The sequence below is a fragment of the Enterococcus sp. DIV0170 genome, assembly GCF_051710765.1.
Lineage (GTDB): Bacteria > Bacillota > Bacilli > Lactobacillales > Enterococcaceae > Enterococcus_A > Enterococcus_A raffinosus.
On the sequence record NZ_JBIOLG010000001.1, the window covers coordinates 1,105,001 to 1,119,619 of the forward strand.

General features: G+C 38.7%; 12 protein-coding genes and 1 riboswitch (1 of these 13 running past the window's edge). Of the genes, 6 read left to right on the forward strand and 6 right to left on the reverse strand.

The window, feature by feature from the left end; genetic code table 11:
- The 3 genes from rsxC to IGI50_RS05295 all read left to right on the forward strand — a co-directional run.
- Window positions 1–749 carry the 3' portion of an electron transport complex subunit RsxC gene (gene rsxC / locus IGI50_RS05285; RefSeq protein WP_438776380.1) on the forward strand. It extends 565 nt beyond the left edge of the window, so 749 of the gene's 1,314 nt are visible here — the last part of the coding sequence; the start codon falls outside the window, past its left edge; its stop codon occupies window positions 747–749.
- Between the two features lie 2 nt (window positions 750–751).
- Window positions 752–1,738: an RnfABCDGE type electron transport complex subunit D gene (locus IGI50_RS05290; protein WP_438776381.1), complete on the forward strand. Its 987-nt coding sequence runs from the start codon at window positions 752–754 to the stop codon at window positions 1,736–1,738.
- Between the two features lie 145 nt (window positions 1,739–1,883).
- Window positions 1,884–2,444, forward strand: coding sequence for a histidine phosphatase family protein (locus tag IGI50_RS05295; RefSeq protein ID WP_438777568.1), 561 nt, complete (start codon window positions 1,884–1,886; stop codon window positions 2,442–2,444).
- Between the two features lie 26 nt (window positions 2,445–2,470).
- On the opposite strand, the gene IGI50_RS05300 is transcribed toward IGI50_RS05295, so the two are convergent.
- The 3 genes from IGI50_RS05300 to IGI50_RS05310 form a co-directional block, all read right to left on the reverse strand.
- On the reverse strand, window positions 2,471–3,376 hold the full coding sequence (locus tag IGI50_RS05300) for a lactate/malate family dehydrogenase (RefSeq protein ID WP_222226871.1): 906 nt from the start codon (window positions 3,374–3,376) through the stop codon (window positions 2,471–2,473).
- 86 nt (window positions 3,377–3,462) lie between these two features.
- Entirely contained in the window at window positions 3,463–3,912 is a 450-nt protein-coding gene (gene nrdI, locus IGI50_RS05305) for a class Ib ribonucleoside-diphosphate reductase assembly flavoprotein NrdI (protein WP_438776382.1), read from the reverse strand.
- Between the two features lie 478 nt (window positions 3,913–4,390).
- On the reverse strand, window positions 4,391–5,542 hold the full coding sequence (locus IGI50_RS05310) for a hydroxymethylglutaryl-CoA synthase (RefSeq protein WP_218257008.1): 1,152 nt from the start codon (window positions 5,540–5,542) through the stop codon (window positions 4,391–4,393).
- Between the two features lie 229 nt (window positions 5,543–5,771).
- Here IGI50_RS05310 and IGI50_RS05315 point away from each other — a divergent pair, with 229 nt between their 5' ends.
- From IGI50_RS05315 to mgtA, 3 genes are all read left to right on the forward strand, one after another.
- Window positions 5,772–8,189, forward strand: a complete 2,418-nt coding sequence (locus IGI50_RS05315; protein WP_438776383.1) for a hydroxymethylglutaryl-CoA reductase, degradative — start codon at window positions 5,772–5,774, stop codon at window positions 8,187–8,189.
- A gap of 264 nt (window positions 8,190–8,453) precedes the next feature.
- Window positions 8,454–8,623: riboswitch (M-box (ykoK) riboswitch) on the forward strand.
- Window positions 8,624–8,753: 130 nt separating this feature from the next.
- Window positions 8,754–9,227, forward strand: a complete 474-nt coding sequence (locus IGI50_RS05320; RefSeq protein ID WP_438776384.1) for a GNAT family N-acetyltransferase — start codon at window positions 8,754–8,756, stop codon at window positions 9,225–9,227.
- A gap of 199 nt (window positions 9,228–9,426) precedes the next feature.
- Window positions 9,427–12,081: a magnesium-translocating P-type ATPase gene (gene mgtA / locus IGI50_RS05325; RefSeq protein ID WP_438777569.1), complete on the forward strand. Its 2,655-nt coding sequence runs from the start codon at window positions 9,427–9,429 to the stop codon at window positions 12,079–12,081.
- A 46-nt stretch (window positions 12,082–12,127) separates the two neighbouring features.
- On the opposite strand, the gene IGI50_RS05330 is transcribed toward mgtA, so the two are convergent.
- The 3 genes from IGI50_RS05330 to IGI50_RS05340 form a co-directional block, all read right to left on the reverse strand.
- A complete protein-coding gene (locus IGI50_RS05330; protein WP_222226603.1) occupies window positions 12,128–12,574 on the reverse strand; it encodes a GNAT family N-acetyltransferase in 447 nt (148 codons plus the stop codon).
- On the reverse strand, window positions 12,564–13,031 hold the full coding sequence (locus tag IGI50_RS05335; protein ID WP_438776385.1) for a GNAT family N-acetyltransferase: 468 nt from the start codon (window positions 13,029–13,031) through the stop codon (window positions 12,564–12,566). The genes IGI50_RS05330 and IGI50_RS05335 overlap by 11 nt, the downstream gene beginning before the upstream one ends.
- A gap of 324 nt (window positions 13,032–13,355) precedes the next feature.
- Window positions 13,356–14,423, reverse strand: coding sequence for an endonuclease/exonuclease/phosphatase family protein (locus IGI50_RS05340; RefSeq protein WP_438776386.1), 1,068 nt, complete (start codon window positions 14,421–14,423; stop codon window positions 13,356–13,358).
- Window positions 14,424–14,619: the final 196 nt, after the last annotated feature.

Here is a 14,619-nt window from a genome sequence, read left to right on the forward strand (position 1 = left end):
AATTAGTTTTAAAAGCAACAAAGGCAAATGAAGGAATTATCGCGATTGAAGATGATAAGCAAGAAGCCATCACAGTGATGAGAAGACTGTCTAAAGATAATCCGAAGCTCTCCGTTGCGGAAGTCCCGTCTGTCTATCCTCAGGGGAGCACAGAGATGTTGTTTAAAGCTATTACAGGTAAAGAAGCACCAGCCGACGGATCAACTAGAGATTTAGGTTATTTAATCATTAATGTAGCTACGACCGTGGCAGTTTTTGAAGCCATTGACCCAGGAATTCCTCTTAGCCATCGAATATGTTCAGTAGTTGGAGATGTAAAAAAGCAAAAGAATGTCTATTTCCCCATTGGAACGACGATTGAAGATATGATTGACTTTTGCGGTGGATTTGAGGGGAAACCATCAAAAATTATTACAGGTGGTTTTATGATGGGAAAGACGGTCGATACAATGGCAGCTTCTTTGACGAAATCTGCCAACGGATTGATTGTTATAAATGAAACACATGATCAGGACAGCTCCCCCAGTCCTTGCATCATGTGCGCGCGTTGTGTAGAAGTCTGCCCAATTGGCCTATTGCCTCATCAGCTTGAAAAAAGCTATTTAAAGGAAAATTGGAAACGTCTAGAAAAGCTTTATGTGGATAGCTGTATCAACTGTGGCTGCTGTACCTATATTTGCCCTGCAAGGCGTCATCTAGCTGAACATATCGTCGCAGGACAGCACACGCTCAAAGAAAGGAAGGCCTGATTATGGATAATAACCGTTCTTTCGAAGAAGTTCGCAGCAAGCGGTATCCGATGATGGAAGCATCCCCGCATTTGCTTTTTCATGAAAAAACCGACCAAATCATGCGACTCGTATTATTGGCACTATTTCCAAGTATTGTTGCCTCAATTATTTTCTTTGGTGCTCGATCGCTGCTCTTATATGTAATTTCGATTACGACCTGTTTGCTTTCAGAATTTGTATGGTTTAGGATTCGTAATCACTCATTGCCTAAAGACTATTCAGCGGCTGTTACGGGAGTTTTATTAGCGATGAGTCTACCGGTAAGTGTCCCCTTATGGTATCCGGCTTTAGGTGGAGTCATTGGAATCATTGTTGCAAAAGAGTTATTTGGCGGTATCGGTAGGAATTTATTGAATCCCGCCTTGACTGGTCGTGCTGTTTTAAGACTAATTTTTGTCAAAGAGATGTCTGAAAATGTTCAGCCACAGCCGTTTTTCTCAATAAATGGTTTAGATGTGGTATCATCAGCAACTCCATTGATGGAAGCTAAAGCTGGTGAATCACTCAGTTCTGGTCAGATGGTGGATAGTCTGACAGGTCTAATTGCAGGTAAAAATGCGGAAACCACCGCTATTCTTCTACTTTTAGGCGGATTATTTCTCCTATATAAGAAGGTGATTACATGGCACATTCCCTTCTGTATGATTGGCACAATTATTATTTTAGCGCTATTCATAGGAAAAGGGGATCTGACGATTGTTTTTGCCCATATTTTTGGTGGTGCTACGATGCTGGGGGCCTTTTTTATGGCAACAGATTACAGTACCTCGCCCACGACACCAAAAGGAGAGATTATTTACGGAATTTGCTGCGGTTTGTTATTGATGGCTTGGCGGGAGCTAAGTTCGATGCCAGAGGGAATGACCTTTATTCTATTAATTATGAATTGTTTTGTTCCTCTAATTGATCATCTTATTATACCGCGAGCTTACGGCGTGGAAAGATAGCAATTATTTTCAGTAAAAAAGTAGACGTCCTTTCATTCTAATGATAAAGTGATAAAGTTGGTGGCTATTACCAGTTTATTAGAAAGAATTATCTTGAAAATCACTCCATGATTTTCAATTTATAGGATAGAGAGGATTGTTTTATTTGCTTTACGTTGCGAGACATGGTGAGACTGAATGGAATCGGAAGGGGATCATTTCAGGTAGAAGTGATATATCTTTATCAGAAGTGGGGTATAAGCAAGCCGAATTTTTAGCAGAAGAAGTAGCAGCCCTTAAAACGCCCATAACTAAAATAATCCATTCGCCGTTAGAAAGAGCGCGAGAAACTGCACGGATCGTAGCAGAAAAAAATCAGCTGCTAATGAATATGGATGAACGCTTAATAGAGTTAGATTACGGGGATTACGATGGGACAAGTGATAAATCTGAAGGGTATTTAAAATTAAGAACACAATTTGCAGTCAGGTATCCCAATGGAGAATCCTTGATGGATGTTTACGCACGAATTGTCCCATTGCTGGAAGAATTGGAACAGGATTCTGAAAATACTTATTTATTAGTCTGTCATAATTCTGTGATTCGGGCGATCAAAAATTATTTTGAACCTCTTGAAAATGAAAAAGTCTTTAACTATCGAACCCCTAATGCAAAATTGATTGGTTTTGATTGGAAAAAAGTAGCATCAACGATCAAGAGTGCATAAAAAAACGGACATCATGTCCGTTTTTTTTATATTGTCCCGTGCATGGAATGAATCGTCTGAATCGTCTGTTGCCATTTTACTTGTTCTGCATTTGAAAGATCTAAAGGAAAGCTTTCCATAATTCCTTGTCGTGAAAGCTTTGCTGGAGAGCCTACATAACAGTCTTCAGCAGGATGATAATGGCTGACTGGAGCGACTAGATAGTTATTATTCAGAATGGCTTCAACAATTCGTGAGGCCTGAATGGCAATCCCATAAGAAGTATAGCCTTTACCTCTGAACGTAACCCAGCCACCATCTCGAGCAGCAGCATCTAATGCTGTAAGTTTCTCTTCAGATAAGGTATCTGTAATTGGTACTCCACCTATGCGAACACTTGACCAAGCAACGAATTGGCTTTCACCGTGCTCACCAATAACATAGCCGTCAATTGCAGAAGGATGAACGTTTAATTTCTGACTAACAGCATGTTTCATGCGTCCAGTATCTAACGTAGTACCTGTGCCTAGCACTCGTTCTTGAGGAAAACCCGTTAGTTCCTGCAAATACTGGGTGATCACATCACATGGATTAGTAATGTTCAGTAGTATTCCATTAAACCCAGATTCTTTGATTTTTGGTGCCCATTCCTCCACGATCTTTTTAGTAAGGTTCAATTCTGCGAAACGATCAGGATTGCCTTCGAAGATGGAAATGTCGCCGGCTGAAAAAACAATGATGTCAGTGTCTGACAACTCAGCTAAATCAGGTTCGATTAGCCGTACTTGATTATTTTGTTCCATTTGTCCATCCATCAGATCATTTAATTCTGCTCTAAGAATAGCTTCTCTTGGCTCAAAAAGAACCAGCTCATCTATTATATTTTTTGAAATTAAGGTATAAGCTGTCGTACTTCCAACATGACCTACACCGATAATTGCGACTTTTCTCAATTTCAACACACCTCTCTCAAAAAAATTCTTATTTTAAAAGAATGCCCCTAACATGAGAAAAAGTCAATAGAATAATTAGTAAATGATTAATTTTCGGCTTTCTCCTTTAAAATCTGGTACACACGTTCACAATCTGCAGAGGTCCCTCTTAGTTCATAATCCGCTAAAAAGGGAAAACCAAAAGCTTCACTATATTGTTTTGCGGTTAAGCAATATTGGTAGTTAAAGTTTTTGTTTCCACTGCCAACTACACCTAGACATTTTTTGTAGTTATCTTCGTATTCTAAGTATTCACGCATCACTTCGGTCAGGATCTCAGTATCCCCGCTATCTACACCGTTACCGCCTTCTAAATAGGTGGGAACAAAAGTAAAGAAAGGAGATTCTTCCACTTCAAAAATACTGTTCTCTGAAATTTCTTTGGCTGAAATCAATGGATTTGCTGAGTCTAACTCATGTTGTTCTTTCCCGTATTCCTCCAAGCGTTTTATAAAAGCTTTTGTATTTCCAGAGATCGAGATATATAAAATATTCATTAACTGACGCCTCCTATTTATTAAAATGAGTGAATCATAATCGTTTTATCTGACCACAGAATTATAACATGAAAAAGATAAACAAACAGATTGTAAACGGTTGCAAAAATCAGTAAAATGTGTTATAAATATAGATGTAAGGGGTAGGTCCCTAAGGTTGTAAAATTGTACAACAGAAATGAATGGAAGCAGTATTCATTTCAAAGTGAATGCCGAAATGGCAGAAAGGAAGTAGGGATTTGAAGTCTCCTTACCAAGTTATTCTAATCTAGCGGGGAAGAGAAATGTAGACAGTAGAACCATTTCTCCACTTAATGGTGAGGCTTAAACGAAATTCAACCACAAAGACGTTTAAGACCTAGACAAGAGTGTGAATATTCCAGAAATCTGGAATGAAGAAAAAACACTTAGCCATTAGACCTGCTAGATTATTTTTTTTGCCCAAAAAAGCCAGCTGAAAAGCTGGCTTTTTCGATAGTTATTTATTGTAATAACGAATATCACCACTAATTTTGTTTATTGCGTAATCAGTGGAATCAGAGAAAGTATACGTTTCTCCATCTGTCGGTAATTTCTTATTGAACATCGCTTCATATTCGTCAATCGACAATTGTTGACGACTTGAAAGCAATGCTTGATTTTCCTCAATTGATAGATAGGTTTTGTAATCATCCATCAAAGTCATTGAAAAGAATTCGCTGACTGCACCAGAGCCATAACTAAATAGACCAATCCGATCGCCAGCAGCTAAGTCCCCATTATCGAGTAGTGACATGAGCCCAAGGTATAAAGAGCCTGTATATAGATTTCCGACTTGTCGACTATATACAACCGCCTCATCATAACGAGCTTCAAGTCGTTGCTGCTCTTCTTCCGACATTTCAGAGAAAATTGCCCGCAGCGCTTTACGTCCCATTTTTGTATAAGGTAGGTGGAAAGTCAGCGCGGCATAATCACTACTATCTGTATGATTGACTTTTTTATTTTGTTCCCAAATACGAGTGAAGGAATCGATATACACCTGATTTGACATGTGACCATCAACTAATGGGTAATCATGTCCGGCCGGACGCCAGAAATCATAAACATCTTCAGAATAGAAGACACTATCATTGTTGAAAGCTAATAGATGTGGGTTTTTAGTAACTAGCATAGCGACTGCACCGCACCCTTGTGTCGGCTCGCCTCCGGTGTTCAGTCCATATTTAGCAATATCTGCTGCAATAACTAGAACTTTGCGATCCGGATGCAAAGTAACATAGTCGTTGGCTTGTTGCAGTGCAGCAGTACCACCGTAACAGGCATGTTTTATTTCAAATGAACGAGCAAATGGTTGAATATCTAACAGTTCATGGATGATAACTGACGCTGATTTTGAAAAGTCGGTGCTAGATTCTGTGCCGACAATTACCATGTCGATATTCTTTTTGTCCTCATCTGTAAGAATTTTCGCAGCAGCACTTGCTCCTAAAGTAACGATGTCTTGTGTCTCAGGAATAATTGCCATCTGATCTTGTCCAAGACCAATGTGAAATTTGTTGGGGTCAGTCTCACGTGCATTTGCCAAGTCCGTCATATCAAGATAATAATTTGGTACATGGAAACTGATTTTATCAATCCCTATATTCATATTGCTCCTCCTATTTCTAATTGATGAATAATGCTTCATCAATCAATTTCACCAGCATATCTTTCCACTAAATTACCAAAGTAAAAAAGTAGAGTAGACATTCTTTTCTTCCAAAGGTAAATATATCATAGAAAGGTCAAAATTAGTTAAGTTTGAATCTTAAGAAATTATAAAACTATCTATGCTATACTTACGTCTGGTTTTTAATGAAAATATTGGAGGTGCACTCTTGGAAGAAGTAGTTATTTTAAGCGCTGTACGAACACCAATTGGCAGATATAAAGGCAAATTAGCAACTGTTTCAGCCGTCGAGTTAGGTGCGTTCGCCGTAAAAGAAGCGATGAAACGCGCAGATCTCGCGCCAGATCAAGTTGAACAAGTATTCATGGGGAATGTATTGCAGGCAGGAAATGGTCAAAATGTCGCAAGGCAATCTGCAGTAAAAGCAGGAATTCCTTATGAAGTACCCGCCACGACAATCAATGAAGTTTGCGGTTCAGGAATGAAATCAGTTATTTTTGGAATGCAGCAGATTTTGCTAGGTGAAGCTCAGGTTGTTGTCGCAGGAGGAACTGAAAACATGTCACAAGCACCAAAAGTGACAAGTTTTGACTATTCTGCACAAGAGTGGCAGGAACCAAAATCAAGCATGATCTATGATGGATTGACAGATGCGTTTAGTGGCAAGCATATGGGATTAACGGCGGAAAAGGTAGCTGAAGAGTATCAAATTACTCGTGAAATGCAGGATCAATATGCCTATGACTCCCAAATGAAGGCTTCAAGAGCCAGTAAAGATGGAAAATTTGAATCAGAAATCGTTCCTATTCCTCTTCCGGATGGAAGCACCTTAAGGGAAGATGAAGGGATTCGACATGATTCATCGCTTGAGAAAATTGCTTCTTTAAAGCCTGCTTTTAAAGAAGAGGGCGTTGTTACAGCGGCTAATGCTTCGACTTTGAATGATGGGGCATCAGCGGTTGTTCTAGCGGCGAAATCCTATGCGATTGAAAACGGATTAGCTTATTTAGCGGTTATCAATGGCTATAGTGAAGTGGGAATTGACCCTAGTATCATGGGGATGGCTCCAGTTTCAGCGATTAATAAACTATTACACAAAGCAAACCGAACGATTGACGAAATTGATACCTTCCAAATCAATGAAGCGTTTGCGGCTGCTTCTGTCGCTGTTCAAAAGGAATTAAAGCTCCCTAATGAAAAAATCAACGTCTATGGTGGTGCAATTGCACTAGGACATCCAATCGGAGCTAGTGGAACACGGATTATCACGACTTTGATCTCAGAGCTTGTACAAGAGGACAAACAGCGAGGCGTCGCAAGTCTCTGTATCGGTGGCGGCTTAGGTCTAGCTTTGATGATAACGAAAGCTGAGGATCAAGAAACTGCAAAAAAAAAGTTTTATCAAATGACCCAAGCCGAACGATTAGCTAAGTTGGTCAAAGAAAAAAAGTTGTCGGCGAAGGAAGCGGCACAACTAGCCACTGAGACAGTATTACCAGAGAAAATCGCGAATCATTTAATTGAGAATCAAATCAGTGAGTGCTCCATTCCACTTGGATTGGCACAAAATTTCGTCATTAATGGAAAAAAAAAGCTTATTCCAATGGCGACAGAAGAACCTTCTGTTATCGCTGCTGCTAGTAATGCAGGGAAGATAATCGCTAAATCTGGTGGAATCACGACACGTGTGATGAATCAAAATATGGTTGGTCAAATTGTTCTGCGGAACGTTACAGATTTTGAGAAAGTGAAAAAAATCGTTGATGCCAACGAACAAAGCTTTTTTGCGGTCGCTGAGAAAAGCTATCCGTCTATTTACCAACGTGGCGGTGGAGTACAATCGATAAAAGTGCGTACCTTTGAAGAAGGTTATGTTTCTATCGACTTAGAAGTGGATACAAAAGACGCGATGGGAGCGAATATCTTAAACACAATGCTGGAGGCTGTTGCTCAAGAAGTCCGACAACTAATGCCAGAAGCAGATATCTTATTTAGTATTTTAAGCAATTATGCGACACAGTCACTCATTGAAGCGAAATGTGAAATTTCATTGGAACAGCTCTCACCTGAGTTGGCTGAAAAAATTGTTTCTGCGAGTGAATACAGTAAGATTGATCCGTATCGTGCGGCTACCCATAACAAAGGCATTATGAACGGCATTGATGCTGTGGTATTGGCAACTGGAAATGACACAAGGGCTGTAGCCGCTGCGTGTCACGCATACGCGGCACGAAACGGTCGATACGAAGGGATGACTGATTGGTCCATTCAAGAGAACACCCTCATTGGTAAGTTGACTTTGCCTATGAAGGTTGGAATTGTTGGAGGAGCAACAAAGGTTTTTCCAAAAGCGCAATTAAGCTTGAAGTTATTAGAAATAACGTCTGCTGAAGAGCTAGGAGAAATCATCGTGGCTGTTGGATTGGCTCAAAATTTTGCGGCTATTCGTGCATTAGTCACAGAAGGAATTCAAAAGGGACACATGGCGATGCAAAGTCGTTCGTTAGCGATTACTGCAGGCGCAACAACTAGTGAAATCCCACAAGTTTCTAGACAATTAAGAAAAGCTGAACGAATGAATTTAGCGACAGCTGAAGAAATTATAAAAAAACTTCGTTTGGGTTAATTAAAAGAGTCGAAAACGATTGAGTAGAGCAAGAGGCTCTACTCTTTTTTATAGAAACAATCGTTATTTAATTATGTCCTCTCAGATTTTTCTGTACTTTTCTATAAACTGTAAATTAATTTGAAAACTATTTTTAATAAAAAAATCGCTTTAAATCAATATAAAATTGGATTTTTCAAAGTGTGAATAAAGGGATCAATGGATTTTTTTCATAAAAAAGTTTGACAGACTCGTTATTACTTGTTATATTGTGTTCGAAAATAAAATATGATTTGTTAGGTGAGGCTCCTATACAAACATAGGCTACTGCCCAAAAATGTCGAGAGACGCCAATGGGTAGAACAGGAACTGTCGAATACAAGGCTTTTCTTAAGGTAGCTAAGATGTTTGTCTTTACGTTGTATAGTGCCAAAACTCAACGATTAGATCGACTATACGACTTTGTCTCTTTAGGATGAATAATAGTAAGGCTTTTCGCTGAGTTTTTGAGCGAAAAGCCTTTTTTACGTAGCAAACATTATTATTTTTAAAACAAGAATAAGGAGGAACAATCATGGTAAAACAGTGTTCACATTAACAAAGTGGAATAGCCCATTATATAATGAGGCCTTGACACTTAGAAACAACGAGTTAAAGCTAAGCTCTGGTAAGCAACTTCTATTCCAAGCACCTAGAGAGGAAAAGAACGATCTTCACTTGGTTGTCAAGCGAGGGAATCGAGTAGTAGGAACGCTATTACTACATCCGATTTCAAACGAATGTGCTCAGATCAAACAAGTTGCAGTAGATGCTCATTTTCAAGGGGAAGGGTTAGGAAAAAATTTATTGCTTTATGCAGAACAGATCGCGAGGAGTTTCGGCTTTTGTTTCGTTTTTTTAACTGGTAGAAAGCAAGCATGGGGATTTTATGAAAAATTAGGATACCAGGCGATTTCTGATGATTATGAAGAAGGCAGATTGGTTATGAGAATCTATAAAAAGAAGATTCAATCATCACTTGAACAAACAGAAAAAAAGGAGATGAAAACAAATGGATGACAGTAGCTCAATAATTACGGGTTTATGGCAGAAAAGAACAAACAAGATACTATTGTCTATTTGTTTTTAACCTCCACTTTTCTCCATAAGCCCGTCGATTGCAGGAGGGGTAAGGATGAATACGGTAAAAGATATGGCTCTATACTTGTTTATAGGGATAGGATTATGGCATATTTTTTTCGGAGAAAAGGAGAAAAAAATGAGACAACAAAAGAAAGTAACAACAAGGACAGATTATAGTTTATTTGCTAGAAAAACAGTGAAAAATATTTTTGAGACGTTTAATACATCGACATTGGGATTATCAGCTGAGGAAGTTTTAGAAGCAAGAGAAGCATTTGGCGAAAATAAGCTTCCTTTAAAAAAGGCGACACCTTTTATCATAGAAGTTCTAAAAGCATTTATCACCCCTTTTACTTTGGTTCTAATTGGGTTAGGATTCATTTCTTTGGTTACAGAAGGGATCTTGCCAGAAGCAGGTGAGAAAGATTTCTTTGGCAGCGGCATTATTTTGGTTATGGTGTTAGTCAGTGGAACAATGACACTGGTACAATCTGTTCGTTCAAATAAAGCGGCAGAAAAGTTAAAATCGTTGGTCAAAGTAACGGCAACGGTTCGTAGAGAGAATCGTTATAACGAGATTCCGATGGAGGAGATCGTCTGCGGTGATCTAGTAAAACTTTCCGCAGGGGATATGATTCCAGCGGATATCCGTCTGATTACCACGAAGGATCTATTCATCTCACAATCTGCTCTAACTGGCGAAAGCTATCCTGTTGAGAAAAGTGCCGGTGAGATAGCGGGGAATAAGGATTCTGAAACTAGTTATGATAATTTGGTATTTATGGGAAGTAATGTAATTAGTGGAAGTGCTGAAGGCGTTGTAATTGCCACGGGTGCAAATACATTGTTTGGCGATGTCGCAAGTTCTTTATCGGACACCCCCGTTCAAACAAGCTTTGAGCTAGGAATTCGTAAGACCTCCCTCTTATTTATTAAATTCATGGCCTTGATGGCGCCAACAGTGATTATTATTAATGGATTTACTAAAGGGGACTGGATGGAAGCATTTCTATTTGGTTTATCCGTTGCTGTAGGTTTGACACCGGAAATGCTGCCGATGATCGTAACGACTAATTTGGTCAAAGGTGCTACAGGGATGGCGAATAATGGCACAATTATCAAGAACTTAAACGCGATTCAAAATTTTGGTGCAATTGATGTTTTATGTACAGATAAAACGGGAACCTTGACTCAAGACAAAATCATTCTCGAATATCATTTGGATTGTGATGGAGAAGAGGATCATCGAGTTCTAAGACATGCTTATTTAAACAGCTATTATCAAACAGGATTAAAAAATTTGATTGATGTTGCGATTATTGAATCTACCAAGCAGGAATTAGACACCGATGCGATTCGTTACAAAAAAGTAGATGAAATTCCTTTTGATTTTCAGCGGCGTAGAATGAGTGTTGTTGTGGAGGATCAACAAGGAAAAACTCAAATGATTACAAAAGGCGCGATTGAAGAAATGCTGGAAATTTCCTCTTTCGTAGATTTTAAAGGGGAAGTCACAGAATTAACAAATGAATTAAGAAAAAAAGTATTACAAAAGGTACACGAGTTAAATGAAGATGGCTTACGTGTCATCGGGGTCGCTCAAAAAACGAATCCTAGTGTTGTCGGTGAATTTTCAACTGCTGATGAGGCAGAGATGGTGCTTATAGGCTATTTAGCTTTTCTAGATCCACCAAAAGAAACCACGAAACAAGCATTGAAGGCATTGAAAGAACACGGTGTAGGTGTGAAGGTTTTAACAGGCGACAATGCCTTAGTGACAAAATCTGTTTGCAAGCAAGTTGGATTAGGAACGGAAACAATCATTCATGGAGAAGACTTAATTCATTTAAAAGAAGATGAATTAGCGGAGATCGCAGAAAATTACAATGTCTTTGTAAAGCTAAATCCGCAGCAAAAACAGAAAATCACGAGTTTGCTCAGAAAAAATGGGCATACGGTTGGATTCCTCGGAGATGGGATCAATGATGCTCCGGCAATGAAGGCAGCCGACGTTGGAATTTCTGTTGATACTGCAGTGGATATCGCGAAAGAATCTGCGGACGTCATCTTGCTAGAGAAAGATTTGATGATTTTGGAACGAGGAATTCTTTCTGGAAGAGAAACCTTTGGCAATATCATGAAGTACATCAAAGCTACTGCTAGTTCAAATTTTGGGAATATGTTTTCGGTATTAGTAGCTAGTTCTTTTCTGCCATTCTTACCAATGCTGCCGTTACAAATTCTCTTCTTGAATCTGATTTATGACATTTCTTGTATTTCAATTCCTTGGGATCGGATGGATAAAGAGTATTTAGAAAAACCAAAAAAATGGACTGCCTCCAGTATAGGTAAGTTTATGGTCTGGCTTGGTCCAACTAGTTCAATCTTTGATATTACCACGTATTTATTGATGTACTTTGTGGTCTGTCCAGCTGTTATTGGCGGAAGCTATCACTCATTGTCACCAGATCAGCAGGTAGCTTTTATCGCTATTTTCCATGCAGGCTGGTTTGTCGAGTCGCTTTGGTCACAAACCTTAGTTTTACATGCGCTGAGAACTCCCCAGATTCCATTTATTCAAAGCAGAGGGTCATTTATCATGACGGTCATTACAACTTTAGGGATTGTTGTAGGAACCTTGTTGCCATTTACAAATTTCGGACAGAATTTGGGATTAGGTATCTTACCTAATCAATATTGGCTATGGTTAGTTGTCACGATTTTGGCTTATCTATTGCTAGTTACCTTGGTAAAAAAGATCTATATCCAACGTTACCAAGAACTTTTATAATAAATCACGCCTCTGAAAAATTAATTTCAGAGGCGTGCTTTATTATTTATTTTTTATCTGCTCGCAAATAAACCATGTCGACGAGTTGAACGCCTTGGTCAATTATCGGTTCGTGATAGTTGTCTGTAAAGAAGTTTTCTACACGATGAGATTCTTGAAATCCACACTTTTTATAAAAGTTCAGGATGCCAGGGACATCACCAGTTCCAACATACATCGTTTGATACTGAGTTAAAAACTCATTGAATAAAAACTGAATCATGGCTTTGCCATAGCCTTTGCCATGCTCATTTGGCATCGTCGCGATATTTTTCAGTTCACATTCCGTTTCATTTAATTGTGTGACAACGGCTTCGCACTTCAAATCGTCATCATACAGGACAAACATACGCCCGCTATCAAGGTAGCGATCAATCATGTCTTCTTGTTCGTCTGCTAAAAGAAGCAAATCTAAAAACTTTTTCTTATTTGAATGAATTTCTTCAATTTTCATTTGAGTTCTCCTTAGTGTTTCTTATTTTTAAATGCAGGATGGGAAAAGCGTTCCCCTGCTCGTCAAATTCTGAACGACCAGCTAGTTGAAAGCCCATGTGCTGATAAAATCCTATTCCTTGATCATTTTGTTCATTTACATCGACATACTTTATCTGTTGTTCGTCAATTGCGTATTGAAGCAATTTTTTACCGATTCGGTTTCCTCTGAAATGAGCAGCAACAAAGAGCATCTCGACTTTTTCATTTTCGATTCCAACAAACCCGACAAGAGTTGGGTCGTAATAGCCATAAAGCTGATCGATCATTAATAGAGCGTTCTTTACCTCAGGCTTTAAAGACTGGATGTCTTCTGCTGTCAAAAAGTGGTGGGTAGCTGCCACCGAACTTTCCCAAATCAGCAACAAATTTGCGAGTTCATTTTTTTTCTTTCTATTTATTTGTTTAATAGTTCCCATTTAGCAATCCTCCAATTTTTGTAAGGAAGAAGTGTTTTTCTCCGCAACAAATAAAGAGCACCTAAAATGGCTCTTTAATGAAGACGATGAAACCTTTCTTATTCCTCCTTCAAACAATGTTTCATCTCATAGTAGTTTTCTTGTTTGAAGGAAAGCAATTGTGCGTATATTGAAGACAAAATGTCGCATAGAGAACAACTCTTTTCTTATTTTCTTAATTTTAACAAGGAAAAAAAGGGAATGCAATTTCTCATGGAAGAGTAGATCAAAGGAGAAATAAAAAAAGACAGCAGGCTTTTTTTTTAAAGCTGCTGCCTTCGAGGATTATTTCAAACTAAAATCTAGGTAGACGGGATTATGATCAGAATATTTAAATTGCATATCCTTTACATGAACATTTTTAACATTGATGTTATCCGAAACAAGAAAACCATCAATCAAAGTAGTATACGTGGTTCCTTTTTTATAGGGCTCGTTTAAGGCACGAGCGGATGGAATTTTTTCTTCGGCTAGCTTTCCATTAGGTAGGTGAAAGCCTGCTGGAAGTTGATCTTTTGGAAATGGATGCGTCCAAGTTTCTCGTTTTTTGGTCGTGTCAAAAACCTCCGGACTATTTCCTAAGACATCGTGATTATAGTCTCCTGCGACCAAAACATAGTTGCCCTTTTTATACTCATTTTTCATCACATCAAAAATCTTTTTTAATTGAGCTGCTTGAATCGAGCGGTCTTTAGTAAAAGCGGATAAATGTGTGTTGATCGCAATTAGCTCATGATCCCCCTTAACTGGAATACGGCTAACGGTGAAGGCGCGATCCAAGTCAAAGAATTTATTGAAATTTGTCTCGATTGGTAAAGAGTAGCGCTTGCTGCTGGTTATTTCTGCTTTACTCAATGTCACAAGTCCAGACTTTGCTTGACCGATGGGATCTGTAAAAGGATAGAAAAGGTAAGAGGAATCATAATTTTGACCATACAAACTATTGTATGCAGGCAGGTGCTTCTTCAACCAAGCAACTTCATCCACATGCTGCGAACGATCGCCATCTTGATCCACTTCTTGATAAAAGGCTAGTGTCGGTTCTAGCTCCTTTGTCGTATTCACAATTCCCTGCATGTTTTCTTTAACGGTTTCTTTGTCATATGCTCGTGAGTACTTCCCGCCATCCATAAAAAAACTATAGCTTGGTGGATAAGCACCGTATCCTACATTATGACTCATTGCGCGATACGTTTTATTTGTTTCAAGAGTTTGGTTATGCGAATTGTTTGGTTCTAAGGTTTGATCGTCAGGCAGACGGTCATAGCTTGCGAATAGGTAGATCAGGTAGCCGCCTAATACAAGGATGATTGCTGCAATAACTCCTAAAAAAATTTTTACTATTTTTTTCATTGATTTTCCTCCTAAATAAACGAAAACGCCCTTAATAGTTCTTATCTATTGATTTTAAACACAGCAATATGGAAATGAAACTGGTCAAAGTAATCATAGCAAACTTTTTACTGAATACAAAGGAACCGCACTTTCGAAAATCGGCGCCTCATGGTACACTGTGAAGGTAGTATCAAACGTTATTAAAAGAGAGGTT

Excerpts from the sequence above, each read along its gene's own strand:
- IGI50_RS05290 (WP_438776381.1), top strand. The coding sequence starts at position 752 with ATGGATAATAACCGTTCTTTCGAAGAAGTTCGCAGCAAGCGGTATCCG.
- nrdI (WP_438776382.1), bottom strand. The coding sequence starts at position 3,912 with ATGAATATTTTATATATCTCGATCTCTGGAAATACAAAAGCTTTTATA.
- IGI50_RS05310 (WP_218257008.1), bottom strand. The coding sequence starts at position 5,542 with ATGAATATAGGGATTGATAAAATCAGTTTCCATGTACCAAATTATTAT.
- mgtA (WP_438777569.1), top strand. The coding sequence starts at position 9,427 with ATGAGACAACAAAAGAAAGTAACAACAAGGACAGATTATAGTTTATTT.
- IGI50_RS05330 (WP_222226603.1), bottom strand. The coding sequence starts at position 12,574 with ATGAAAATTGAAGAAATTCATTCAAATAAGAAAAAGTTTTTAGATTTG.
- IGI50_RS05335 (WP_438776385.1), bottom strand. The coding sequence starts at position 13,031 with ATGGGAACTATTAAACAAATAAATAGAAAGAAAAAAAATGAACTCGCA.
- IGI50_RS05340 (WP_438776386.1), bottom strand. The coding sequence starts at position 14,423 with ATGAAAAAAATAGTAAAAATTTTTTTAGGAGTTATTGCAGCAATCATC.